Raw genomic sequence first — 25,152 nt, forward strand, 5'->3', positions numbered from 1 at the left:
AGCAAATTTTATATCTTATTTATCTACAATATCTGTTTGATACTGCTCTATACCGCTCTCACATATCTTAATTATCCTTTCTAAATAGCTAACATTTCGTATGGCATTTTCTAACTGAGCGGCTCTTCTTGTATCCGTACCAATTCTTTCTATGACAGCTTGCCAATATTCATGTTCTTTTTTGTAATCATCATAATAATCGGCTCTCGGAATAAACCATTCACATGCATAGCATTCAAAAAGTATAGAAGTTCCTTTAGGGTTACACCCAGATATATCGCCGCATATTCCAACACCTTTTTTCCCATTTGCTTCCCATGTTAAATATTTGTTTAAATCCTTTGATAAAAAGTTTATTGTTTGGGTATCAAGATTCATAATTCTTCCTTTAAATGATACTGCATTATTTTCTAGACCTTTTAGTTCCCCTATATTTAAATGGACTTCTTTTTGTCTTTCTTTTAATTGATGTAAGTAATGAGAGGGCATGTTAATATTTTTATGTCCCGTTAACTTAACTATTTGCTCCATGGTGTAACCGACTTGATACATTCTATCTGTAACTGCATTATGTCTAAACTGGTGAGAAGTTACAGTATAAGGATTTCCATCTTCATCAACAATACCGATAATTGCAGCAAAACTTTTCAAGTATCTATTCATTGCAATATTGTTTAAACTTCTTACAAACTTATACTTCTTATTATATCTAATATCCACATTACCATTACCGGCGTTACGTAGTGTCAAATATCTTCCAATGAACAAATAATCTGTTTTATCTCCCTCTTGCAAATCATAGTTTTCCAATAATTGTTCAGTTTGTAATTTTAATTGTTTTACTAGTTCCACCACAAACTTACCATGCCCAGAATAAATAATAGGTATCGCTTTCATTTCAGGATTATAATACCCACCATTTTGCTTAAAAGTAGGTATGCTAATTGTATATTCACTATAAAAAGCTTTTAAACAATCTCTTTTCATACTTAATATTTCAGTTCCTCTGTTTGGGAATGATCTTATTAACCAGTAAAAAGTACGGAATTCTAAAGGAATGTTAATATTCATATTCTTCATCGCTCTATCCATCTTTTGAATAGCATTAAGAGGAACAATCTTATTTTGAGGATTATGAACTTGTTTAAAAGGATTTATAGATTTCGTCGGAACAGTATGAGGTAATTCTGGAAACCCTTTAAGACTTTTAAAAAAATCACTAATTGCTCTATAGAGTGCACTTTTATGATTTGGCTTGTAATTATTATCAATACGAATTGCATATTCATATGCATTAATAATATCTCTACTTATATTTCTCAAAGAAACTCCTGGATAGTTTTCATGTAAAAAATCTATAAAAACTGCAATATAATATACTTTTTGCTGAATACCAAAAACAGAATGAGTTTTAATTAAGGCATAATACTTTAATAAACTTTTATAGGGCTCATTGAACTGATGAAATCTTACGACATAATATAATTTTGCTCTTGAATCTCTATGCTTATGACGGTAATACCAAACCTCATCTACAAAATCAAAATCTCCTAATTGTGGGATTTTATCTATAAGTCTCCGTCTTAGAGTGCCATCATATAATGGATCCGCACTAGTTATAGAGATATTGTTTTTGTTCATCTTCTGATAACCTCTCTTTTATAAATTTTTCTAGTTTCTGAACTGTATCATCATATGTTTTTAATAAACTTATCTCCGCTTGATATTCTCTATAATCTTTCCAATTATCAATATTATTTGCAATCATAACTTTTTCATATTCATCTAAATAACTTTGTTGTTCGCTATATAGCTTTTTCCACATTTCCAGCTTTTGGGGACCTGTTATCAACATCTTGCATCCTACACATTTTTTCTTATGACATGGACCAAATGATACATGTTTTATACAAGTTCCGTGTCCTTCAGGTGTATTTCTAGATCCCATCATAATCTCATCTTTTAAATGTTTTAGTTCTGACGGACTATATATATTCTTAATATCTGAATCTAAATTATCGAACGCAATATTGAAATATTCGGCATCTAATTTTGCAATTTTCATAAGTTCAATATCATGATAATGTTTCATAGTAGCTTTTGAATCTAAATGAGTTAACCAATCACTGACCTCTTCTACTGTTGCACCATTTGTGAATAAATTAACTGCTACAGTTTTTCTACATTGATGATGGGTATATTTCCACAATAAACCATCTCGATTGCATATACTGTATTTATGAATTAATTTATTAATCGCTCGTGCTATTTCTGCACCAGAATACAGTTTGATCCCCTTTCTTGTATTCTTTACAAATATTCTATTTTCTCCACTAATTTTTCTTAACTCTCTTGTATCTTCAATTTGCTGATTAATAATTTTTATCAAACTCGCATCACTAATAGGAAGATAATGATAATCTTCAAGGCCATGCTTTCTTCTGTACTTTAAAGTCTTATATGGAATAAATTTAAGATAATAAATTTTATCTTTAGCGTCATAAATAAGGCACTCTTCTTTTAAATTAATAACTTCATTAATTCTAATTCCAGTGTTCATCATAATAGTCCATGCATATTGCACAAATGGAGCTAGCTCACTTAATTTTTCTTTTAATACATTTATAACTTCTTCAGGGATATAGGTAGCGCTTTCAGAAAATGCATCCACGTTATGTAAAATCATTGCCCTAAAGGGATTTTCTATATAACTTTTTTCTTTCTTTTTAACTATCCAATCAAATAATAGCCTACATTCAGAAATACAGCTTTGTATTGTTTTAATATTATAGTTCATGCCTGTTTTGCTATGGATTTTTTGTAAAATATCAATAATTTGCTGCACTTTAATTACATCTACATCTAATAAGGATGAGTATTTATTGTATTGCATTTTATGCAATGCAGCTCCTAACATTTGAATATACCTAAATCTTCTAACAGTTCCCCTTACATTCTCTCCCATTTGTATATAATTATGTATATATTCTTTCAACTCTACTTTTACTATACCGTGTAAAAATGTCCAATCCAATTTTCTAATCATTGGAATTTGTATATTCATATCAACAATTAGCCAACTATCATCAGAGAAAGAATATCTGTGTGTTTTCAATTTTTCTATTAAATAAGATTCTAGTTGTTGAAATATTGGTTGCATAAAATATCGAAAATCTATATTGTTCATAACAAGTACATTAATATCACTAATTCCTAATGCAAAAACTCCAAACTTTTTTCTATTAAAACATAAGTTTTCATCTATATATGCCCTTCCAATTCGAATTAGATAATTAGAACAAACTTCTTTCAAGTCAGTGTATAAAAGTTGTCTTCTCATATAATCTGGAAATGAATTTGAAATCCTTTTAACACCTTTTATTCGTAGATCAACTAAAGCATTTTTCAAATCATTTTTTAGTTGATCATAAAATTCTTCTACACTCTCTTTTATAATATGATGCTGGTTTCCAGTATGGACATATTCTTCAATTAAAAATCCAATAATTCCTTTCTTACTAATCACCTTTTCTTTGAAATAAAAATCCTTACAAATCTCCTTCAAGAGCGCTGAAAATTCATTATAAAAAAACTTTTCTGCGATCTTCAATATATTATTTGCTAGTAACGGACTCCTCCTTATGACACATTTAAATAATTTTATATCGGTGCTTTTCAATGCATACTCTACATCATCCACTAGAACCTCCAGACACTCTATAGGGATAAAATCTGGATCATCTACATATAATTTTTTTGACCAATACAGTTTAATTTCAGAACCGTTAATTTCGTAAACCCCCTGTGCTGGTGATATGTCTCTTAGTACTTTTACCTTTGCCATTGTTCGCTCCTATTCATCGTTCTGATTGACTACTATAGTTCTAATCTTATTCATTACTTTTTTTCTCTGCTTCTTCGTGTATCCTTTCTCATATACTTTTAAACTTCTTATACTAGACCAACCTAATTCTTCTAATATCAATCCCTCTGTCACACCTAATTCTGGATGCTCTCTCATGATTTCAACTAATTCTTGGGCTCTGGTGCTTCTTCCACTATGTGTTCGAATTTCAGAACGTTTCATTCCAGCCTTTTCAGCAGCATTTTTTAAAGTATGTAAAAAGTTACGTGCTTTTAATGGCTCTCCTTTATACTTTCCTTTGTGATTTAGAAATAAATATTCACTATAATAAATATCTGATTTTCTTCGTTCATTTTCTTTGTATACTTGTATTTGTTCAGAAAGAGTTTCATATATCGGTACCTCTCTTTCTTTTGTTTTCGCTTTAGCATGATTTTTAATATTTTCTCTTTTTATTATTGACAGCCAATTATTATGAGGATCAAAATCCTCTAACCTTAAACCCAATATTTCACCGATTCTCATACCAGTTTCGATACTAATTTGGAAAATAAGTTTATCTCTTACAGTTGGTAAAAAATCAAAAATACTTTCTTTCTCTTCTTCGCTGTACCATTTTAGATGATTTCTTTTTTGCTTGTAAGTTAATCTATTCAAAATTGTTTGTTCTACATCAAATTCCCATATCTGTCCGTATAAAAATTTTGTTTCTTTCAATTTAGTATTTTTCATATTGTTATTTCCGTAGAGAAGGGGATTATGTATAATTTTCATATTATCCTCTAGCCAGTAGTAAAAACCTTTTAGAACACTAAGATTCATCTTCACGGCTGTGTAAGTCATATTCGTATCAACATTTAAAACTTTCTCGTTTAATCCTAAAAGGTGCTTCACATATTCTTCTATGACTCCCTTTCTAGTCACATTTTTATAATGGATATTCCTCTCTTTTAAATATCTAAGATATCGTAATAAAGCATAAGCATATCTCTCTCCTGTTAAATAGCTATTTATTGAAACAAAATCAAGCCATAAACATACTTCTGGTACAGGAATACCATCCTCCACAATTAAATATCTTAGAAATTCCCCATTACTAGCTTTTTTTACTTTTAATCCATACGTATTTTCATGCTTCACCCTACAATTCTCACCTCATTTTCTTTATTTATTAATAGTGTACTGGAATTCTTTTAGTACACTATTAAAACACATTCTTTCTAAGCCATAAACGAAAAAAGTAAACCATTTTATTTGGTTTACTTTAATATAACAGAACATCGATACTATATTGATGAAAATCTTCCGGTGCGACATACTGCAAAGCCAAACCCGTTATGAAAGTTGAACACTTCATATACGTATGCATAATTGGATTCACAATAATAATATCTGGTCGCTTCGGTATTTCGTACAAACGATTATGTGGGTGATTTCGCTAATAATTAAAATTTAAAATAAATATTCTGAATTATATGTTGATTAACAGGTAATTTACAGATAAACTTAATTTATCTCAAGATGATATTTTAAGAGATTAATCAATTAGGAGGGCTTTAAGCATTGGTTAGATTACTAAAGGAGGATGCTATTGGATCCGAATAATAGAAATATCAAGTTCAGTGTGAAGAAAGCATGTGTCGATATTGGAAATGACTATCAAGTGGAGTATGCAACTATAGTTGTTGAAGACACTAAGACTAAGTTTTTTAGAGTTCACCCTACAACCAATTTTATTAAACAACGCTATGGGAAAACAGATCACAATTTTAACTCGCAAAAAAGAGCTGCTGATGTCATTGTACAGTTCTTAAATTGGCTATTAATTGAAAAATACAGTACTTATCAAATAAGTTCTTTAAAACAACTTACCTTATCACATGGTGTTGATTTCTTGAATTATTTAAAAACCACTAAATATAAAAAAAAGAAAGATAGAAATAGCGTATACAGGTCTAGAGGGACTTTAGAACATGCAGATCTGTACTTAAGATATTTTTTTAAATTCTTAAAAGATCAACACATCCTTCAAGGTGCATTAGCAGATGTTATTGAAAAACATACATACAAAGCAAATAATAAAGAAATAATTAGCTCTATTTTTATTGGAAATGGTTTTTCACTCCCAGCAAAAAACGTTACAAGACATGAATTTAAACTAGAGCACTTCCCTCACCCCCAATTAATTACTTTATTATTAGAAGTATCTGATTTGGTAGCGCCAGAAATTTCTTTTGGGATTTATCTACAAATATTTGGTGGATTACGCAGAGGTGAAGTTGTTAATGTCTTACGAAGTGACCTTCGCGAAATCGGTCCTAATGGAGAACATGGTTTATCTGTTAGGATAGGCTACAAACCTTATATATGGGAAAGATTAAATGATATTTCATCTTGCTCAGTTAAAAGAGATACTAAACTTTTCCCTATACAACCCATTCAAGTTATCCCAACTATTTCAGTCCCTATTTTAAAAAGTTTGAAGATACGATTAGAAACGTTACAAAAATCGAACAGACATAATGCGCTATTTGTTGATAATAATGGTAATCCAATGAGTGGTGATACTTATGATGCTCGTTTTAATAAAGTTAAGCGTAAATTTTTAATGACTGTAAAAAAGAAAATGCCTGCTTATTTCTCTCTACTTTCATCTAATACCTGGGGGACGCATATTGGTCGACGAATATATACTAATCTGATGGCAAAGATCGTTAAAAGTCCAGCTGAGTTAGCTATTCTTCGAGGAGATAAAAGTCTTGAATCTGCCCTTGTTTATATGAGCAAAGAAGCAATTCGTGAAGAAATACAAGAAGGTTTACAACAGATGTATCAAGAGAATATGAACACCAACGATAATTTAGATGAAGAAGCAATTAGTTTAGCACAGCAATATAACAATAATTTTATAAATTCCATTTTAAGAGAGGGTGCTGTAAATTTTGAGTCGATTACTAATACAGAAAGAAGTTATTGAGTTAACTGGTTTCAGTGCAGATAAAGTTAGACGGTTAGCAGAATTAAACCTAATTAAGTTTAACGGAAAATATTATCAGCAAGATTCCATACTACAATACTTAGATTATGAAAAAGGAATAATTGATACTTCTTTCAACATCAATGATTTTACAAAATTTGTACAGATACCGAAGTATACCGGCATTCAGAATCTTCAATCGCATTTCCCTGAAGAATTTCACCTTCTTGAAATAATAAAATTAACTTTTCCGATCAACGGAAAGTATATTTTCATCACAAAAGAATCCTCCCTCACCTTTAGAAATACTTTAGATAAAAAAAGAGTACTATTTTCTACTCATATTTCCACAAAAGAAGCTAATAAAAGATATGGTTTTGGATTTGCTAGAATTAAATATTATACAAAAATCAAAAAATTAAATCCTATTATAGCTCCTCCTAATATTAGTGAACGCGGCTTGTATTATCCTATCGAAGAACTAGAAGCAGTCGCCGCAGAAGAACAGACCTTTTTAGAAGAGCATTATTCAGTTTCTGCAGTAAAAAAAATGCTTGGATACGCTGAAAGTAGCTTATGTTCAATTATGGCTCTAGCTGAAGAAGGGTTTTTAACCTTTCGGAAAACGGAATATGGAATAATTAATGAAAATGCTGGCAACAATACATTTTGGATAACAAAAGAGTCTGTTCATTCATTTTTAGATTTATTGGAAAATAAGTATTTGAAGCTAGAGCATATAGAGAATAAGTTAAAACTTTCACACATACATTTACTTTCGGTTTTTTCAAACAATGACAAGCTCATTATAAGTAAACAAATATACATAAAAAAAGAAAAAGCATTTAAACTTTTAGAAAGATATGACTTAAAAAGTATAGAAAAGACTTACTCTCCGAATCCCAATATCCCTTCTACTATCTATGACTACTATACTTTAAAAGGTATCGCATCTCTTTCCTCAAGAACTGAAAAAACCTTATATAAACTGCTGCAAAAATCTGAATATAAGAACCTTTTTAAAGATTATATAGAACCCATTAATCAAGAAGAGTTTTGGAAAATCAGCAAAAAAGAAGTCGATAATTACTTAAAAGAAATAATAAAACTGAGAGAAAAATATTATACACGCGCTGAATTATTAAAAAAATTACAGTTACCAAATAACTTTCAATACATCCCTATCTCTTCTATAAAGGTACCGTTGCATATGAAGTTTTTCACCAATATTTTAAGTAGTTATCTATATGATAAACAAGAAGCACAACTTTTTTTAGATAACCCAGAACTATCTCACCTTATTTTTAAACAATCGCACCTTAGCCTTAGCGATTATATAAAATCATTTATTGATTTAAGAAAATTTCCTGAAAGCCTTAAAGAAACCGTAGATCTCTTAAAGTCTTTTACTGAGCAAAATCTTTCAGCAAAACAAGCTAACCCTGATACATTAAACAGTTATAAAAGAGAATATCTAATTGCGATAGAATATTTAATTAAATATCCCCTCAAAAAAGAACTCTATCTTTTCGATAATACTGAAGTACAGTTATTTATTGAGAAATGCTCCTCAACACATCATAAAACCTGTTTATGGAGGATCTTAACTTTTATAGAAAAAGAAAGATTATGTAGATATTCACTAAAAAAGTTACCCAATCCACGTAAACAAAGGCTTAAAAAAGAACAAGAAAAACTTTGTTTTGATGATTGGCTAGAAATTTATAAGTATGCACAGAAAATCGATGCACACTTACATCAAGCTATTATTGATAAACAGTATGCAAATTTATGGTTATTCGTCATAATACTCTTAACTAACGCTTGGAGACCTAGTGATGTTTTTCGAATACCCCCTATACAGCCTGAAATTATTGGTATCCCTAACATTGATTGGCTTACGCATCATAAAATTACTAAACCTAAGGCACAAAAAATTATAAATATTATCCGTAGTTATAATTTAGTTACAGCTAAAAACGGAATGCCTAGGGATTTCACATGCAATCTTGATCTACTTGAACCAATGGTAACTGCATTGTGTATTTGTGAATTTCATAGACGGAAGTCTAATATTCCAACAATAATGGACTTTACGACCGAAAGAAAAAAGAAGAATACTATTAAAGGGAGTGATTTTAATCATTTTTTTGGAAGAAATATGAATCTAAAACACATTAAATTTTCTCCTTTAATCGCTAACCGTTCATTGATGGAACATTTATTTTATTCTATTCAAGAGAAAAAAGGGAAAGGTAATTCAGCATTTGAACTAGTGATGAAATTACGTAAACATAAAACTGAAGTTACAAAGGAATACATAAGTGATGGAGGAAATACAATCTCTCTCCACTTATTTTCTCGAGGAGAATTTGGCTTTTTATATGACCATTTAATTGAACTTCTTACAGATAAGCGTGAAAGTACGTTATCCCAAAGAACACTAGACATTTGCCAACTCAAACGATTTTTCGAACCATTTGAGGTTGAAAATTTTTCTTATTTTTTATCTAAAGTAATGAACGATGAAGAACAAAATTTAATGGATAAACTCTTATCCTTAACCCCAGATCAAGCATTTGAACACATGCGAAAAATGTATTTAGGACATATGCCATCAAAAAACTTAGATGCACAATGTTTAATTTATCCTAATTGTCATAGACCATCTAACATGTTTAGTTGTAATCAATGTCCCTTTGCAGTGCATAACGTTTATGCACTAACCTCCATATTCAATGAATTTGATGATAGCATTCAAAGGTATAAAAATACAAACAAAAATGGAGTAAAACAAAGAGAACAAAATACTATTTTAAAATTACAAAACCTTCTTATTAAAGCAATAGAAAAATTTGGTGAGGACTATGTATTTAGTTTTTATACTGGCGGAGAAAATGTCTTTGTACAGCAATTAACCCTTATAGAGGAGTGATCTTTTCTTGTCACAAATGAAAATTCAAGGTAACTTATATGGAATTAATTATCCTCAGGAATTTTCGGAGGATGAGTTTCTAAAAGAGCATTCAATTGAAAATGCAAAAGAAATTATTGCAGAACTTACTTTAAACAAAGTTTTTTTAGATGGAAAATTCGATGATGATTCCTGGGTTTTAATAAATAACAAAGAACTAAATATACGTAAATATTTTAATTTTCAGGACATCTTGGATACTGAAATTAAAATTAAAGCCAAGTGTTGGATTTTAAATTATTTACTGACAGTAGCACCTAGTTCTGCAACAGTGTATTTAAATAACTTGAAAAATTTTTTGCTTCTTACAAATTATTTATCATGCCTTGATATCGATGAAATAGAAGCTTCTTTAAATGAATTTAAATTATCAGTTCGATACAACGTTTTAATTTCCGGAATAAATTTCTTGGACTATATATATGGTAGTCAAGTAACTAAATCTAAAATAGAATTATTTTCAAATCAATTACGGTCAATAGTATCTAAGTTTTTCTTTTCTAATACCAGAGACCTCCCCCCTTATAAAGACATTATCAGGTTTAGTTTTATCCTTACTTCATTCTCTAACGTTTGGGATGAAAAATTAGAACTGAAGTTTTTCCCAGTTTTATTGTGGTGGAAATTAACATCTGTTATACCAATGAGACCTTCTGAGTTTTGTTCTATTAAAAGAAACTGCCTATCTATTCAAGGTAATGATTTTTTTATAACTTTGCCTAGACAAAAACAAAAAGCTACATCAAAAACTTTTGAAGTACCTAATACCCTACCGATTTCTAAAGAGCTCTACAATCTCATAAAACGCTATATTCACATTTCAGATTCGTACGGTGAAACAACCACTCTTATATCAGCTGCTGTATATCGTAGTACATTAAACTATCCTACACAATCAAAACGTAGGATATTAAATCAAAACCATTTTTTTCTTTATATGTTTAATAATTTACTACATGCTTTTTATTCTGAAGTTTTAAAGGATATATATGGTCTGGAACCAATAGACAAATCAAAGTGGCTAAAAGAAAAAAATAGCGTAATAAAATTAAGATCTAATGATGGTTTGAGTGAATTTACTGCTGAGAAACAAATTATCAAAATCCAACCGAATGACACAAGACATTTTGCAATTTGTAGTATGATGATTCAAGGATTTAATCCATTAACTATTGCACGTATGGCTGGTCATCAACATATTGAATCACAATACCACTATCAAAAGCATATTGAATTTTTTATAGATTCCAAAGCGTATGAAGCAACATTATTAAATCGTTTAACAAATTCATCTAGGGATACAAACTATAACTCCACGCTTGTAATAAAGGATTTAATTAACAGGTCCTTAGCTCCTGAGGAAATGTTTGAGTATAAAGAGGAAGTCGAAATTGGCTATTGCACAGATGAATTAAGACGATGTGAATCAAGAATTTGCATTTTCTGCTCTAAAAATTGGATCCCTCGTGAAGAAATAGAAAGTAATTTTAAAGAAATTGTTGAATTAAAAACTGAATACAGCAAAAAACTAAAAATTAGAGCACACACACTATCGAGAATTTATAAAGATATTAAAATAGAATATAAATCTTGTAGAGTAAATCCTTTAGAACTAGCTGAACTGGCTAGAGAGTCTAAATTAACAAACAGTGAAATACATGATTATGCTGTACTTATTTCAAAAATTTTCGAGTAAAAGGTGAGATAATTGAGCAAATTAAAAAATCCCAAAGGTGCTGGACGTAAAAGAAAATATGACAATCCGGCGGAACAAACTAGATTAAAGAAATTAGTTTATCTTTACAGAGAAAGACATCCTTCAGGAATAATTAAAATCTCTCATTTAGTAAGATTTTCAGAAGAAATGAATAAAATAAAACCCGATGAATTTCCATCAACATATAATAAAGATGTTTGGAGTAACTGGGGAAGAGAAATAATTAATCTAGCAAACGAACCAATTACTATTAAAATCGTGTCAGAATTAGGTGATCATCATGAAATACCTAATTTTTCTGATATCGTTGATAAGTATATGCATGATAAACCAAAGCTTTTAGAACATTTGTTAACATGTGAAAATTTACTACATGAATCGTTAACCAAAAATAATGACTTTAAATTGCAAAATAATATACTTGAGAAGCAAATTAATTCACTAAAACTTGAAATATCTGAACTGGAAGGAACGATTAAAAAATATGAAAAAATGACCTTAGAAATGGCTCATCATAGTGGTGTCGAAAAATATAGAGTAAAGTACGGCTTAAAAAATCAAATATCTGTATCAAAAAATCAGAAGGCTTTTGATAATTTGGACGACCTTCACTCATTTCTCGATCCTGATTTAACCCTCAAAAATAACGAAGAAAAAAATAGTCTAAAAAAAATTGTAAAAGAAGAATCCCCTATCTTAGCTAACTGGAAAAAATTACGGAATTAAATCCAGTAACAATTATAACTAAATTTCTGAGTATCATTACTTCTCTAATCCATCAAAAAAATATCGATGAATTGCAATTCATCCTAAAGTTTATTCATAGCTTCTCTGAGTTCGTAGAAAGTAACAGTATAAAATAATGACTGCAACATGTCCTTAAATAATAATCAAAACATTTACTTACAATAAATGTTTTAAATCATCTAAAATTACTAAAAGGATTTCCTTGCGCATAAGAAATATCTGTATTTTATCTACAGCTGAAATGTAAAGTACTTCTTATCCACTTTTGAACTTAAGAAATTTAATACCATTTAATAAAAAAGTTATCCTTTCTAACACATTGAACTGTACCACGAATCATGGACACTTAAAAAAAGCCCCATGATTCGGGATACAGTTCAATATCTAAGGGCTTTTTTAATTAATTTTAGGATGTTATTTCTACAACATAAACATTAAATTTAACTATCTGTAATTACTAACTAATAATTCAGGGAATAAATAATGTAATACATGCATAGTTAAACGTCTAGATTTACCTTTATACGGATATATATGCATGTACATTGATGGATTAAAGTTTGCCTCAATAATTCCATAAGCATTTTTATTTGCTGCAGGAACTTCTGTATTTTCAATAATCAAATCTATACCACTAATTTTAGCTCCAAGTGCATATACCGCATCTACAGCTATTTTCTTATAATCATCGGGAATTTGATCTGTCACATCAATAGAGTCTCCACCTGTACTGACATTAGAATTTTCTCGCAGAAATACAATTTCGCCACTTGTTGGAATTGAATCTTTTTGATACCCTTGAGCTTTAAGCATTAAGACCTCCAATTCACCTAATTGTATACTTTCTAAAGGTGTCCTATGGTCTATTCCTCTTAATGAATCCAAGTTTTTTTGAAAGACCAATTCTTCAATCGTATGTGTACCGTCCCCTACAACATTAGCAGGAATTCGTAATAAAACAGCATGAACTTTGTCATCTAACACAAAAAATCGATATTCTGTTCCATAAACAAATTCTTCTATCAATACGGATGAGTCTTCTTTAAATGCTAATGTGAGTGCTTTTTGATAGTCTTCGTAACTTGCTCCATCTTCTTTAAAGATAGATATTCCTAATCCATAATTTGTTGTTTTTGGTTTTACAACAAAAGGCTTTCTTGCAAATAAATCATAGGAACGTAAGGCTTTTTCTATATCATTAAATTCCTCACCTATTGGTACACGAAATCCATGCTGTTGAAGAATTTTCTTTGTTACTGTTTTATTTTCCATAATTAAAGGTGAAATATAACTATCTTTACTAGTCATATTCCCATTTTTTACATATTCAACATGATTTCCTAGCTTTAGTCTTAAAAATTGATCTTGTCGATCTAAAACGTCTACTTGTATTCCTTGTTGAATAGCATCAAACATTAAAATTTGTGTAGATAACTCCATGTCAGTAAATCCTGATAATTGATACGGTTTATCCCATAATTTGCTATAATTTTCTTTAGCAATACGGGTAGCTACCTGACTTTGACTACTTTTTATAATCTCTTTGTAAAATCTTCCAGATAAAGTCTTACTTGGATTTGTTAGCATTTCTCTCAAGTTAACAAATAAGGTATCCGAAACCGTTATGTCTAACAGCCCTGTTACATGTTCCATCTCATCAACAATACGCTCAGCATCTGTTTTAAATTGTGTATGTTCTAAAGGATGTTCAAGAGCCACTAAATTATTTTGAATATCACCGATTTTTACCCATTCATCATTATTATCGTCTTGGTCAATCCAGAGTAAATAGATAAGGAAAAGGTGTAGAAATTCTGCTTGTTTTTGGCTAATTCCGTATGTTTCAAAAGGGTTTAAATCTAGGTTTCTTAATTCAATATAACGAATGCCCTGATTATTTAAATCTGAGACTTGAGGGCCGCCCCTTAAACGAACAGATGCATAAAACTCTTTTTCTTCTAATAAAACCCCCTTACTCACCAGCGAAGAAAGATCAGATATATAGTTTTGTAAACTACTATAGGATACTTGAACATCATTTTCATTGCTATAACCATATTTACTATTTCTAATGCTTCTTACGGCGCCATTTAGAGGATCTTTTTCAAAGAAATTCTTTTCACTACTAGGAGAAGCACCGAAAAAATACGTTATTAGCCATCGATAGTGTAAATAATTCCTTGTGACTTTCAAATAAATTTCTGTTTTAAATTGATGATAATCTTTTATTTCTGATTGTAATTCAAATAATGCCTGAATTAAATCATCGCTAAATTCAAAATTGAAATGAATACCACTAATCATTTGTTTTCGTCGCCCATAAGAATTAGATAAATATCGACGGTATAAAACATTTTCATGATTATTAAGTTTCGCAATCATAATATCTTCTTCTTTTTCCGGCAACTGTGGCGGCATACTTAATGGCCAAAGCATTTCGGTAACGCCCATAGAACGATAGGCAACATCATGAATAGCTGCTAAATAATTAAATAAATCTTCTAGTGTCTCGGTAACTGGTGTGATTAGTTCCATCTGTGTTTCAGAGAAATCGCGCTGAATATAAGGATGGTCATCTCTTACTGAAATACTGTTGGGATGTTCTGTTTTAGCTAAACTTCCTGATAGCTCAACTCGTTGACTTTCTTTTTCAACGCCAAAACGTGCTTTTAATAAATATGGTTTAATACGGTCATTGTTTAACATTTTTTTCATTTCCATATAAACGCTACCCCCCATTAACTCAAATATTTGATATAGAAATCGCCAAAGTATAGGCATTTTTTTGAATTCAGCATTTGGATATTAATGGCCAAAGCATTTTATTCTTATCCACAGAAAGAGAAGGAATTTCGCGGATAGCTGCTAAGTTATTAATCATGTCTTCTAATGTTTTAGTATTAAGCTGAATATATGATCTGGTATCTCTTATCGAAATGGATTTAGACGTTTCAGTAGAACTCTCAACTAAGTCAACTTGTCGATTTTCCTTTTCAACTCCATAACGTGCTTTTAATAAGGATTTTTTAACACCGTAATTAAATAGCATTTTTTTAATACACATAAACTCTTCCCCCACTTTAATTGTTTTTACAAACGATTAAACACGACAAAATATAACAATCAAAAGTACCCACACCCCTACATGCGGATACTTTTGTTACTATATTTTGCTTGTAAATAAGAATCATCTTACATACTTCATATGGAAAGAGAAATGCTCATGTAAGAAAGTGGCAATAAAGAAGTAGCTATGATCATAGCCCTCTATTTTTTTATAAGTTACCATTTGACTATTTTTTTGAGCATTCTCTAAGAAAATATGCTCTTCCAATTGTTTTGGATAAAACTCGTCTTGACTACCTTGCATAATAAGAATAGGTGGAATAGTGTCTTCTTTAATTAATTCTGAAGCATCCCATTGTTTCCAAGAATTTTTGTCTTCACCTAAATAAGAGGTGAAAGCATTTATTCCCCATGGAGCTTGACTAGGGGTTAGGATTGGCGAAAAAGCAGAAATCGCTTTGAATCTCTTAGCATTTTTCAAACCAATCACTAACGCACCATGTCCTCCCATTGAATGTCCCATTATGCTTTCTTCACCTGAAAAATTAGGTACGATAGTCGAAGCAATGGATGTTAATTCATCTACTATATAGGAATACATTTTATAATGCTTTGCCCAAGGCTCCTCGGTAGCATTTACATAAAAACCTGCTCCTTGTCCAAGGTCCCATGCTGCTACATTTGAAACGTGTTCTCCACGTGGTGAAGTATCTGGCATGATTACTGCAACTTGATGCTTTTCAGCCAAACGTTGAAATCCACTTTTTTGACTAAAATTATCATCTGTACAAGTTAACCCAGATAACCACCATATAAGTGGGATTTTTTTCTTTTCTTTATTTGATGGTAAATAGATACTAAATTTCATATCACATTGCAAAACTTCTGAATAATGACTATATTTTCGTTGCTCTCCGTCGAAAGAACGATGTTGTTCAATACATGTAAGACTCATTATCTCACTCTCCATAAGTTAAAATTGTACGAATGGATTCACCTTTGTGTAATAAATCAAATGCCTCATTGATATCTTTAAATTCTAAATGGTGAGTAATAAATGAATCTAAATCAATATCACCTTGCATATAATCTTCAACCATTTCTGGAAGCTCAGATCTTCCTTTAACTCCACCAAAGGCTGATCCACGCCATACTCGGCCCGTTACTAATTGGAATGGACGAGTATGAATCTCTTTACCAGCACCAGCTACACCGATAATGATACTTTCTCCCCAACCTTTATGACATGCTTCAAGAGCAGACTTCATTACTTCAACATTACCAATACATTCAAAGCTATAATCCACGCCTCCGTCTGTCATTTCGACTATAACTTCTTGAATTGGGCGATCATAATCCGCAGGGTTCACAAAATCAGTTGCTCCCATTTTTTTAGCTAGTTTCCATTTTTTAGGATTTAGGTCAACTGCAATAATTCGGCTTGCTTTCGCTTGAACAAGTCCTTGAATAGCAGCTAATCCAATCGCTCCTAAACCAAATACAGCTGTCACGGCTCCTTCTTCGACTTTTGCAGTGTTGTGTACAGCACCGATACCTGTAGTCACACCACATCCTAATAAGGCAACTTTATCTAACGGAGCGTTTTCGTCGATTTTCGCTAAATTAATTTCATTCACAACTGTATATTCACTGAATGTACTAGTTCCCATGTAATGATAAAGTGGTTCTCCGTTATAAGAGAATCGAGTTGTTCCATCAGGCATTAAACCTTTACCTTGTGTTTCTCGTACAGCACTACATAAGTTTGTTTTACCAGAACGACAGAATTTACATTCTCCGCATTCAGGTGTATATAGTGGAATAACATGATCACCAGGTTTTACTGAAGTAACTTCATCACCTACTGAAACGACAACACCCGCACCTTCATGACCTAGTACAGCAGGAAATACTCCTTCTGGATCGTCACCTGATAATGTAAAAGCATCTGTATGACAGACGGAAGTATATAGTATTTTAACTAATACCTCTTTTGCTTTTGGCTCTTCTACATCGATTTCTACGATTTGAAGTGGTTCTCCTGACTTAAATGCAACAGCAGCTCTACTCTTCAACTGAATCCCTACTTTCTTTTTCTATTGTTTACACCACTAAGATTACACTTTATAATTTTAATTACAATACTGACAAATTTGTCACTATAAACATTTTTCACGAAAGGACGGACAAAAATTATGGTTATTCATTATAAGGACAAGGAATTTTTCACCGGAAAAGATTTAGCTTTATCTGTAATAGGAGGACGTTGGAAAATCGCAATTATATGGTGTTTGTTACAACGTTCACCTTTAAGATTAAGTGAAATACAAAAAAAGCTTCCTGATGTGAATCAGCGCATGTTAATCAGACAATTAAGGGAGTTAGAAGAAGATAAAATAATTACTAGATGTGTATATCCTATAGTACCTCCAAAGGTTGAGTATGAACTTAGTGAAGTAGGTCGTCGCCTAGAACACGTAGTAACTGCCATCTGTGATTGGGGAGATGAATTTAGTGAATTTGTAGAAATGGACACTACTCAGGCCCCGGCTGAATAAAGTTTAATGCAATTTTAAGTAGGTCTATAAAAGTTATGGTGGTAATGTATAAAAGTATGTGCATGAATAGTTCAAAATAGCCACGAAACGCTGGTATGAAGGCGTCTCGTGGCTTTTAAATATTACCAAGCTTATTTATAAAATTTATCGCGCATTATCGTATGTCAATAAATTCATTCTCTAAGCTATATTAGGTTGTACTGTCAGAAAATCAAAAAAAATACGTTAAGTATATTTCAACATAAAATGCTGGCGATACCTTCTATTAAAAAAGACGATTCTTAATACCAAAGAATCGTCTTTTCGTTTTCAATTTTGCTTATCGTACGAAATTCGCGTTTTGTTGGTGCTACCCCATCGCCATCAAGCTAACAAGGACGATTTACCCCAAAACGAAAATTTTATTTCTGTACAGTTGTTTCTTACAATTCAGCTCATTTTTTTCGTTTTGAGGAATACTAGACTTCTTAAATTGATGAATGTGAGGAATTCGATTTCTTAACTTTAGTTTGATAGCGATATGTGTACTACCACGTATAGAACGGTACCTTTTATATATTTTCTGTCGTAATATTAACTCCGTATTCTCTATAAAAATCTAAAATTGTAGATGGATTCACACCCAAATCTAATAGATTTTCTGGAAAGTAAATTTCAGAATCCGGAACCACAATATCAGATGTTTGTAAAATATTCTCTGCTTGGACAGATGCTCCTAAAGCAGTAAGATGTGTCTGTCCTAACGGATCCGATATGTTCACACATCGTCTATGCAATACACCAGTATCATCATAACCTTTAAGGTGAATAACTATGTTATGTGCACTTCCCTTTCCGGGTTTATAGAGAATATTTTTCCGTAAACCGGTAAATTTTTCTCCGCTAATTATTTTCCAAATTCCTGTATTCACCAGAGAAACCAATCCATATGTAGATATTTTACTATCAAAAGCAATACGAAAGTTAGCCGAAACAGCATGAATAGATTCTGGCAGAGTTATGTGATCAGGAGTATCCAAACGATAACATTTTGTTATATAACCGTTGGGAAAGCGGACTTTGATTGGATCAGTCATTGGATAGGCCTGTCGCATTCCCTCTTGAGATTTGACTTCAAATGGAATAGTTAACCGATCCATATATGCTGTTGAATTTGGTCCTGCTTTGTCTTGAAGAGAATATAATGCGTTGATATCAACTGTAACCTCTTGAAGATCTTTTGAATAAATTTTAGAAAAAAGGGCTGCTGTCCCCCCCATCCACCCAGAAGCTAATACAACAGGGGATTGAACTTCAACATTTTTCAATCGAGCAATAGAACTCTGAAAGCGTTCAGTCCAACGAGTAATGTCAACCAATGGAATTCTTCTTTTGACCGCGGATAGAAGTAGTCTATCTTGAGAATCATTAACCGCATTAACAACTAATGTGAGATCATCATTCAAACTTCTTAAAGGATCATCTGTTGTGTTGTCCACCTTGACTATTTTTACTCTCTCTGATTCAAAAGGTAGTGCTTTCCCTAAGGTTCTTCCTCCTAATCTAATTTCCAAATCAGGATGTCGATCATGTAAAATTCGAGCAATTTGGCTACCAACAACTCCATATCCACCAACAATTAATACGGTTTTCTTATTCATCTGAAACCTCCATTTTAATTAGTATTCACTTATAAGTTTAAATGATTAAAAACTTAAACCTTTTAACATAAAAATCATTAAAAAAGGGGCAAAATGTGTCCCTAAATTATAAATTTGTATCTAATTCTTACATTCATCTTCGACTAAAGAAACAAGTTCTTTTAAAAGATTTATTGTTTCATTAAATTCAAGGCAATAATACATTTCAGTGCCTTTTTTCTGAACTTGAAGCAACCCTGATTGTTTCAATATTTTCAGATGATGAGAGACAGTAGGCCTTGACATAGGAATATGCTCCGCAATTTGCGTCACATTTAAGCTATCTTTATCAATTAAAAGTGATACAATTTGCCGACGTGTTGGATCTCCCAGCCCTTGAAAACACGGTCCTAAACTTTCTAAAAGATGCATTACTTTATCATTACAGTTCATTTCACTCACATTTCCTTTTGTTTAAGAATTTAATCATTTAAACGTATTATAAATTACATTACTATCTAATGCAATAAAGAAGTAGCACCAACTTTGAGTATAAATATAGAAAGTTTCATACACGGCCGTTTTCGGTTTTCCATATTTGTCAGAATGTTGGTTCTTTTTCCCGTAACAATTGCCGAATCCATACCAGCTACAACCAGGACAAACCCACGAAATTAAGCCTATATCAGATTGTATCCAAAGCTTCCAGGGGTACCGCCACACATCCATCAACTTAAGGATTTGGTGCTGGTTTAAAATAAAGTTTGGTTAAAAAATCATTCTAAACCCATAATTTCAATGCATATAAAAAGCCATTGTTTTAAACAGTAATTGAACAAAACGATGGCTCTCTTTTATTTTCCAGAACTGTTTTTCATAAAAAAGTCTGATTAATTTAATCTTCCTTATACCACTAACGCACCATTTAGTTTAATAAGAATGAATGGATTTAAACTTTCTTCCAATAAAGTTAGCAGGTACGGGGTTGAGTTCTATTTCTCTTGACCAAACAGAGAGTTGACCAATGTGGTGAATCTCATGAGCAATTATATGGTGTAATATTTCCTCAACAGTATATTTATCTTCATCCCAAGCAACACATACAGCTTTCTCTTTTAATTCATCTAAATTTTTTTTGAGAAATTCAGCTATTTCATTCCGGAATCTATCTGAAAGAGATTTAACCCTTTCAAGTGTATCATAATCAGCAAATCCAACTACTATGTCTTCTTTGCCTTGAATACCGCGAACCCAACTATATTCAACATCAATAATGTGAAAAAGGGTATATAAAATACTTCCTACTCCTCCAGTTCGCTCTTTTATCAACTCTTCATTTGATAGTTGATTACACCATTCAAACCATTCGTCTCTTACTTGCCAGTTATATTTAAAAAAATTTATCAATGTAAACCCTCCCCTATATAATTGTTTATAGCAATAAGAATTAGCTTTTGTCACTAAAACCCCTCTTTTTATTGAAGTAACCTGCCCTGTTAGTTCAATAAAACAAGCTCTAGGTAAGTAATCTCGAGCAAAAGCGTTGCACCTTATTAAAACAACACGTCTTTTTTAAACTTCGTGACTTTATTCCAAATCCGTATATAGACTATTTTTGGAGTTAAAAGCACGTTACTATTCTCTTATATTAATGAGAAAGGGTGACGTACTTTTTATGAATATCCATCAAAAACAAGAGTTATCTTTATTTGCCGAAGAGTTATATCGATATATGTCTCCCGCTACACTTAATCAATTAGCTATAGAAGCAGGCGGGATGAAACGAAAACGTAAGTGCCCTGGGCACCATTTCTTATCTTTGTGTGTATGGTTAAATCAACAAGTCGCTACTACCTCTCTTACTCAACTTTGTAGTCAGTTAGAAACCTCAACAGGAATTTTATTAAGTCCGGAGGGACTTAATCGACGCTTTAACTCAGCTTCTGTAGCTTTCTTTCGAACTGTATTTACTACACTTCTACAAGCTAAAATTGGAGGTTTATCTAAAATTTCTCATTCTCTTTCAGCTTACTTTGAGCGCATTCGCATCCTTGATTCTACAACCTTCCAAGTTCCAGATCGATTCGCAGCTACTTATCCTGGTGCCGGAGAATGCAGTCATAAAGCTGATGTGAAAATTCAACTAGAGTATGACTTGTTGAGTGGGGAATTTTCTGATGTGGAAATTGAACCAGGAAAACGAAGTGATCAGGCATATAGTGCGACTCGAACAGGTATGGCACAAAAGAATGAACTATATATTCGTGACTTAGGATATTTTCGTTTACAAGACTTTAAGTCTATTCAAGACAAGCAAGGATATTATTTATCACGTCTTAAGTTACCAACTAAAATATACAGAAAAGAGTTCGAAACAGTTGTATTTAAAACAAAGCCCACTCAATTGAGACCGGTAATATACAAATTCATTTGGAAGACATCATGACACAATTACAACCTGGCCAAGTGTATGAATTACATGATGTTTATGTAGGGAGTAAAGACAAACTACCTACTCGCATTGTGGTTTATAGATGTACTGAGGAGCAAAAACAGAAACGCCTACATGACCGAGCTATTCGCGAAAAGAAAAAAGGAATTACTTATACAGAGCGTACGAAGCTTTTACAAGGTATTACGGTATATATGACAAACATTCCTACGGAATGGGTACCAAAAGAGAAAATCTATGATTTATATTCATTACGTTGGCAAATTGAACTGTTATTTAAAATATGGAAATCTTGGTTTCAAATTCATCGTTGTAAATCTATTAAACAAGAACGATTAGAATGTCACCTTTATGGGCAACTCATTAGTATTCTATTATGTTCTTCTACCATGTTTAAAATGAGAGAACTCCTGTTACGGAAGAAACAGAAAGAGCTAAGTGAATATAAAGCGATGTACATAATTAAGGATTATTTTTCACTTTTTTACCAAGCATTACACAAAAACACCCAAGAATTATCAAAGGTTCTCCTTCGTCTGTTTAACCTCCTACAGCACAACGGACGAAAATCTCATCGATATGAGAAAAAGACAGTCTTTGATATTTTGGGTGTTGTGTATGAGTATACCACTTCTACTCATCATGTAGCATAGTAAAAAATTGAAGCCCGTCAGGGTTTATTTGATATGCCCACTTTTATAAAATCTATAAAAGATAATAAAAAGATATATGGAAAGACCGCATTTTGTATAAAAATATACCTTAAGTTGATGGATGTGTGGTGCTACCCCATATAGTGCGACTCGAACAGGCATGACACAAAAGAATGAACTATATATTCGTGACTTAGGATATTTTCGTTTACAAGGCTTTAAGTCTATTCAAGACAAGCAAGGATATTATTTATCACGTTTTAAGTTACCAACTAAAATATACAGAAAAGAGTGCCAAACAGCTGCATTTAAAACAAAGCTCACTCAATTGAGACCGGTAATATACAAATTCATTTGGAAGACATCATGACACAATTACAAGCTGGCCAAGTGTATGAATTACATGATGTTTATGTAAGAAGTAAAGACAAACTACCTACTCGCATGGCCAATGTATAAATAGGGGTATTTTTTAACGAACTAGTAACAACAAAAAAACAAAATCATCAATACACATTATTGACACATTTTAATTAATTCCCTGTACGTTCAGGAATTAGTTTGTATATTTGAGTAGATCTGTGAGACAGATTTAAATTTAGGGAAATCCAATATTTTCTATTCAAAGGTGATACAATAGAAACATATCCAAAATGGAGGAACAACAAATGAATTCAAACACAAAACAGTTTATTTATGATATCCAGCAAAGAAAGAATAATTATATAGAAGATGTATTAACAGCAATACAACACCCTCAAAAAGAGCAATCTGAACAGGTCATTCAAAATATAGTAGAGAAGATGGATATGATGATTAGTCTAGTTACTACGTACATGAGGATTGAATCAGGATCTACGGAAGAATTAAAAGAACTTCAGAAAGAAATTATCCATGCTCAAGCATATATCCAAAAAAGAAAATTTGAAGAAACACAGAGATAAAACCCTGTGTTTTTATTTGGACGTCTATGAACCCAATTTGTTATAAATCAAATTAGATGTAATTTAATCATTGTTTTGGCATAATCCATACAATTTGTTGAATTCGTATAATATACGGTACCGTATCTTCAATTAGCAAATGATCTGGTTTCACATCCTTTAACTTTCCTCTTACAGTTTCAATAACCACATGTTTACCAATTACTGATTGTAATGTATGATATACGTAGGGATTCGGTACACTTACCATATTTTGTTCACTCAAGTCGTTTCCCTCCAAATAACTCAATCTATAAAGCTCCTTTCTAACCTACATTCTTTCTCTTAATATATGGTATAAATCTTTTAAATATGCTAGAAGGATAATTCATTATAGAAACAAAAATAACATTTTAATAAGGTACATTTAGGTTGTTCTTTTCAAGATATGTGTCATTTTAAATACGCTCTTTGTTAGCATACTGCTCATACTTTTTTTGAGATTCTTTCGTAATACGTGCGTTAAGTAAAATTGCCAACAATAAAAACACTCCATATTTTCCTCCTGTAGCTCCTATGATAATCACACTACTACAAACAAGTACAATTAATAGGATAAACGAAACTAAATAAATACGATCATAATTCTTTGACATCTTCTCGTATTTTATCCGTTCTTTCCTTGCATCCATCTAAATTCCTCCTTTAAAATCCCGCTCTTAAAAAGAAAACAATCTATCGTTTCAAATACTTAGTTTGTTTTTGAACAACTAATGTATATAAAATAAAAAGAAATCCTACCAATATTAAGCTTTCCACTATGATAATCTCCACCCTCTCCTTCCTTTGAACCCCATCTCATCAGATGGAATATATGTATATCCTGTTATTAGCCGTAGTAAACAAAAAGGATCTTCCCTTCTCGTAAAGGCTGATCCTTTTCTTCGTTCATTCAACTATTTTTAGCTATTCTTGATTAATTAGAATCACAGCTGGTCCATCTACACGAATTCCACCAACTTCGATTTTTTCATAAGGCTCCACTGTAATAGAAATAATCCCTTCTCGCTTCTTTAATTCATTACTTAATTCTTTTGTTAACATTTTTTTCATGTGTGCACTCCTTCTTACTGCTTAATTTACTATTGTTATGTAAATAAGATTAAAAATGGTTTCCTGGTCTGGAAACCATTTTTTGTAGTTGACCATATGGTGTTACCAGTTCGTTTATCAATTTTACGTAAAGAAGATAAACAATTAGTATTCACTGTCTCAGTAGATGTAAGGAACTCTTAAAGAGATAGCGGTGAGATTAATTGTTTTTTCTTCTAGAAATAATGACTTAGATAATATATTACCTAAAACAATGAAAGCCCTACCTCTCTTTCATCCTTACGGATCCTTGTCCGTGCCAGTGTGAATCAGGATTGCAAAAATCAAGTGACTATTTAATCGAGTTATTTGATGAAACTTTGAACGTTCGTAAAAGAAATTTAAAAATAAAAATGGATAAGATTGAAGTAATAACAAAAGAGGTTCCTACTCTAAAAGTGAGTTGAAGAAGTTGAATGCCTTTGAAATGATTTACTTTTAATAATCAT

Annotated in this window: 19 protein-coding genes and 4 pseudogenes; 9 read left to right on the plus strand and 14 right to left on the minus strand. The window is 31.6% G+C overall.

Translation table 11 applies throughout. The features are described from left to right. Positions 1-15: 15 nt before the first annotated feature. From MHH27_RS15820 to MHH27_RS15835, 4 genes and pseudogenes are all read right to left on the minus strand, one after another. A complete protein-coding gene (locus tag MHH27_RS15820; protein ID WP_340943267.1) occupies positions 16-1,641 on the minus strand; it encodes a tyrosine-type recombinase/integrase in 1,626 nt (541 codons plus the stop codon). Further along, positions 1,613-3,844 (minus strand): tyrosine-type recombinase/integrase, encoded by a 2,232-nt coding sequence (locus MHH27_RS15825; protein WP_340943270.1) that lies wholly within the window; start codon positions 3,842-3,844, stop codon positions 1,613-1,615. Before MHH27_RS15825 ends, MHH27_RS15820 begins: the two co-directional genes overlap by 29 nt. A gap of 9 nt (positions 3,845-3,853) precedes the next feature. Continuing rightward, positions 3,854-5,005 (minus strand): tyrosine-type recombinase/integrase, encoded by a 1,152-nt coding sequence (locus MHH27_RS15830; protein ID WP_340943273.1) that lies wholly within the window; start codon positions 5,003-5,005, stop codon positions 3,854-3,856. Positions 5,006-5,144: 139 nt separating this feature from the next. Next, positions 5,145-5,285, minus strand: a pseudogene (locus tag MHH27_RS15835) (DNA repair protein); the annotation flags it as partial. A 171-nt stretch (positions 5,286-5,456) separates the two neighbouring features. Between MHH27_RS15835 and MHH27_RS15840 the strand changes: the two are divergent. From MHH27_RS15840 to MHH27_RS15860, 5 genes and pseudogenes are all read left to right on the plus strand, one after another. Then, positions 5,457-6,842 (plus strand): hypothetical protein, encoded by a 1,386-nt coding sequence (locus tag MHH27_RS15840; RefSeq protein WP_074651249.1) that lies wholly within the window; start codon positions 5,457-5,459, stop codon positions 6,840-6,842. Beyond that, the gene (locus MHH27_RS15845; protein WP_340943277.1) at positions 6,808-9,777 is read left to right on the plus strand and encodes a hypothetical protein; all 2,970 of its coding nucleotides are present in this window, start codon (positions 6,808-6,810) and stop codon (positions 9,775-9,777) included. Before MHH27_RS15840 ends, MHH27_RS15845 begins: the two co-directional genes overlap by 35 nt. 16 nt (positions 9,778-9,793) lie before the next feature. Next, positions 9,794-11,512: a tyrosine-type recombinase/integrase gene (locus MHH27_RS15850; RefSeq protein ID WP_191965772.1), complete on the plus strand. Its 1,719-nt coding sequence runs from the start codon at positions 9,794-9,796 to the stop codon at positions 11,510-11,512. A 12-nt stretch (positions 11,513-11,524) separates the two neighbouring features. Then, entirely contained in the window at positions 11,525-12,259 is a 735-nt protein-coding gene (locus MHH27_RS15855; RefSeq protein WP_340943282.1) for a hypothetical protein, read from the plus strand. 23 nt (positions 12,260-12,282) lie between these two features. Beyond that, positions 12,283-12,396: pseudogene (locus MHH27_RS15860) on the plus strand (helix-turn-helix domain-containing protein); the annotation flags it as partial. A gap of 328 nt (positions 12,397-12,724) precedes the next feature. Here the strand turns inward: MHH27_RS15860 and gshAB are convergent. From gshAB to MHH27_RS15880, 4 genes are all read right to left on the minus strand, one after another. After that, positions 12,725-15,001, minus strand: a complete 2,277-nt coding sequence (gene gshAB, locus MHH27_RS15865; RefSeq protein WP_340943284.1) for a bifunctional glutamate--cysteine ligase GshA/glutathione synthetase GshB — start codon at positions 14,999-15,001, stop codon at positions 12,725-12,727. A 70-nt stretch (positions 15,002-15,071) separates the two neighbouring features. Further along, positions 15,072-15,344, minus strand: coding sequence for a UDP-N-acetylmuramoylalanyl-D-glutamate--2,6-diaminopimelate ligase (locus MHH27_RS15870; RefSeq protein ID WP_074651243.1), 273 nt, complete (start codon positions 15,342-15,344; stop codon positions 15,072-15,074). A gap of 123 nt (positions 15,345-15,467) precedes the next feature. Next, positions 15,468-16,301 carry an S-formylglutathione hydrolase gene (gene fghA / locus MHH27_RS15875; RefSeq protein WP_074651242.1) on the minus strand — a complete coding sequence of 278 codons (834 nt, stop codon included), beginning with the start codon at positions 16,299-16,301 and terminating at the stop codon, positions 15,468-15,470. A gap of 4 nt (positions 16,302-16,305) precedes the next feature. Next, on the minus strand, positions 16,306-17,421 hold the full coding sequence (locus MHH27_RS15880; protein WP_340943287.1) for an S-(hydroxymethyl)glutathione dehydrogenase/class III alcohol dehydrogenase: 1,116 nt from the start codon (positions 17,419-17,421) through the stop codon (positions 16,306-16,308). A gap of 120 nt (positions 17,422-17,541) precedes the next feature. Between MHH27_RS15880 and MHH27_RS15885 the strand changes: the two genes are divergently transcribed. Further along, positions 17,542-17,904 (plus strand): winged helix-turn-helix transcriptional regulator, encoded by a 363-nt coding sequence (locus MHH27_RS15885; RefSeq protein WP_074651240.1) that lies wholly within the window; start codon positions 17,542-17,544, stop codon positions 17,902-17,904. Between the two features lie 551 nt (positions 17,905-18,455). Here the strand turns inward: MHH27_RS15885 and MHH27_RS15890 are convergent. The 3 genes from MHH27_RS15890 to MHH27_RS15900 all read right to left on the minus strand — a co-directional run bounded on the left by MHH27_RS15890 (position 18,456) and on the right by MHH27_RS15900 (position 20,930). Beyond that, positions 18,456-19,544, minus strand: a complete 1,089-nt coding sequence (locus MHH27_RS15890) for a saccharopine dehydrogenase NADP-binding domain-containing protein (protein WP_074651239.1) — start codon at positions 19,542-19,544, stop codon at positions 18,456-18,458. Between the two features lie 120 nt (positions 19,545-19,664). Then, positions 19,665-19,976 carry an ArsR/SmtB family transcription factor gene (locus tag MHH27_RS15895; protein ID WP_000995772.1) on the minus strand — a complete coding sequence of 104 codons (312 nt, stop codon included), beginning with the start codon at positions 19,974-19,976 and terminating at the stop codon, positions 19,665-19,667. A 477-nt stretch (positions 19,977-20,453) separates the two neighbouring features. Then, on the minus strand, positions 20,454-20,930 hold the full coding sequence (locus MHH27_RS15900; RefSeq protein ID WP_340944856.1) for a DinB family protein: 477 nt from the start codon (positions 20,928-20,930) through the stop codon (positions 20,454-20,456). A 268-nt stretch (positions 20,931-21,198) separates the two neighbouring features. Here MHH27_RS15900 and MHH27_RS15905 point away from each other — a divergent pair. The 3 genes and pseudogenes from MHH27_RS15905 to MHH27_RS15915 all read left to right on the plus strand — a co-directional run bounded on the left by MHH27_RS15905 (position 21,199) and on the right by MHH27_RS15915 (position 23,572). Next, positions 21,199-22,628 (plus strand): annotated as a pseudogene (locus tag MHH27_RS15905) (IS4 family transposase). A gap of 139 nt (positions 22,629-22,767) precedes the next feature. Then, a pseudogene (locus tag MHH27_RS15910) lies at positions 22,768-23,075 on the plus strand (transposase); the annotation flags it as partial. A 221-nt stretch (positions 23,076-23,296) separates the two neighbouring features. Next, positions 23,297-23,572 carry a hypothetical protein gene (locus MHH27_RS15915; RefSeq protein WP_340943292.1) on the plus strand — a complete coding sequence of 92 codons (276 nt, stop codon included), beginning with the start codon at positions 23,297-23,299 and terminating at the stop codon, positions 23,570-23,572. Between the two features lie 67 nt (positions 23,573-23,639). Here MHH27_RS15915 and MHH27_RS15920 read toward each other — a convergent pair whose 3' ends face one another. The 3 genes from MHH27_RS15920 to MHH27_RS15930 all read right to left on the minus strand — a co-directional run bounded on the left by MHH27_RS15920 (position 23,640) and on the right by MHH27_RS15930 (position 24,664). Next, entirely contained in the window at positions 23,640-23,861 is a 222-nt protein-coding gene (locus MHH27_RS15920; protein WP_340943294.1) for a DUF2642 domain-containing protein, read from the minus strand. A gap of 148 nt (positions 23,862-24,009) precedes the next feature. Next, positions 24,010-24,243 (minus strand): hypothetical protein, encoded by a 234-nt coding sequence (locus MHH27_RS15925; RefSeq protein WP_340943296.1) that lies wholly within the window; start codon positions 24,241-24,243, stop codon positions 24,010-24,012. A gap of 274 nt (positions 24,244-24,517) precedes the next feature. Continuing rightward, positions 24,518-24,664: a BC1881 family protein gene (locus MHH27_RS15930; protein ID WP_000738547.1), complete on the minus strand. Its 147-nt coding sequence runs from the start codon at positions 24,662-24,664 to the stop codon at positions 24,518-24,520. Between the last annotated feature and the right edge of the window lie 488 nt (positions 24,665-25,152).

This window comes from Bacillus sp. FSL L8-0152, from assembly GCF_038006365.1.
GTDB classification, from domain to species: Bacteria; Bacillota; Bacilli; order Bacillales; family Bacillaceae_G; genus Bacillus_A; species Bacillus_A cereus.

Coding starts and splice junctions, on each gene's coding strand:
- MHH27_RS15930 (WP_000738547.1), bottom strand. CDS start 24,664: ATGAAAAAAATGTTAACAAAAGAATTAAGTAATGAATTAAAGAAGCGA.
- MHH27_RS15890 (WP_074651239.1), bottom strand. CDS start 19,544: ATGAATAAGAAAACCGTATTAATTGTTGGTGGATATGGAGTTGTTGGT.
- gshAB (WP_340943284.1), bottom strand. CDS start 15,001: ATGGAAATGAAAAAAATGTTAAACAATGACCGTATTAAACCATATTTA.
- MHH27_RS15850 (WP_191965772.1), top strand. CDS start 9,794: ATGAAAATTCAAGGTAACTTATATGGAATTAATTATCCTCAGGAATTT.
- fghA (WP_074651242.1), bottom strand. CDS start 16,301: ATGAGTCTTACATGTATTGAACAACATCGTTCTTTCGACGGAGAGCAA.
- MHH27_RS15895 (WP_000995772.1), bottom strand. CDS start 19,976: ATGAACTGTAATGATAAAGTAATGCATCTTTTAGAAAGTTTAGGACCG.
- MHH27_RS15915 (WP_340943292.1), top strand. CDS start 23,297: ATGAATTCAAACACAAAACAGTTTATTTATGATATCCAGCAAAGAAAG.
- MHH27_RS15825 (WP_340943270.1), bottom strand. CDS start 3,844: ATGGCAAAGGTAAAAGTACTAAGAGACATATCACCAGCACAGGGGGTT.
- MHH27_RS15885 (WP_074651240.1), top strand. CDS start 17,542: ATGGTTATTCATTATAAGGACAAGGAATTTTTCACCGGAAAAGATTTA.
- MHH27_RS15820 (WP_340943267.1), bottom strand. CDS start 1,641: ATGAACAAAAACAATATCTCTATAACTAGTGCGGATCCATTATATGAT.
- MHH27_RS15925 (WP_340943296.1), bottom strand. CDS start 24,243: ATGGATGCAAGGAAAGAACGGATAAAATACGAGAAGATGTCAAAGAAT.
- MHH27_RS15870 (WP_074651243.1), bottom strand. CDS start 15,344: ATGTGTATTAAAAAAATGCTATTTAATTACGGTGTTAAAAAATCCTTA.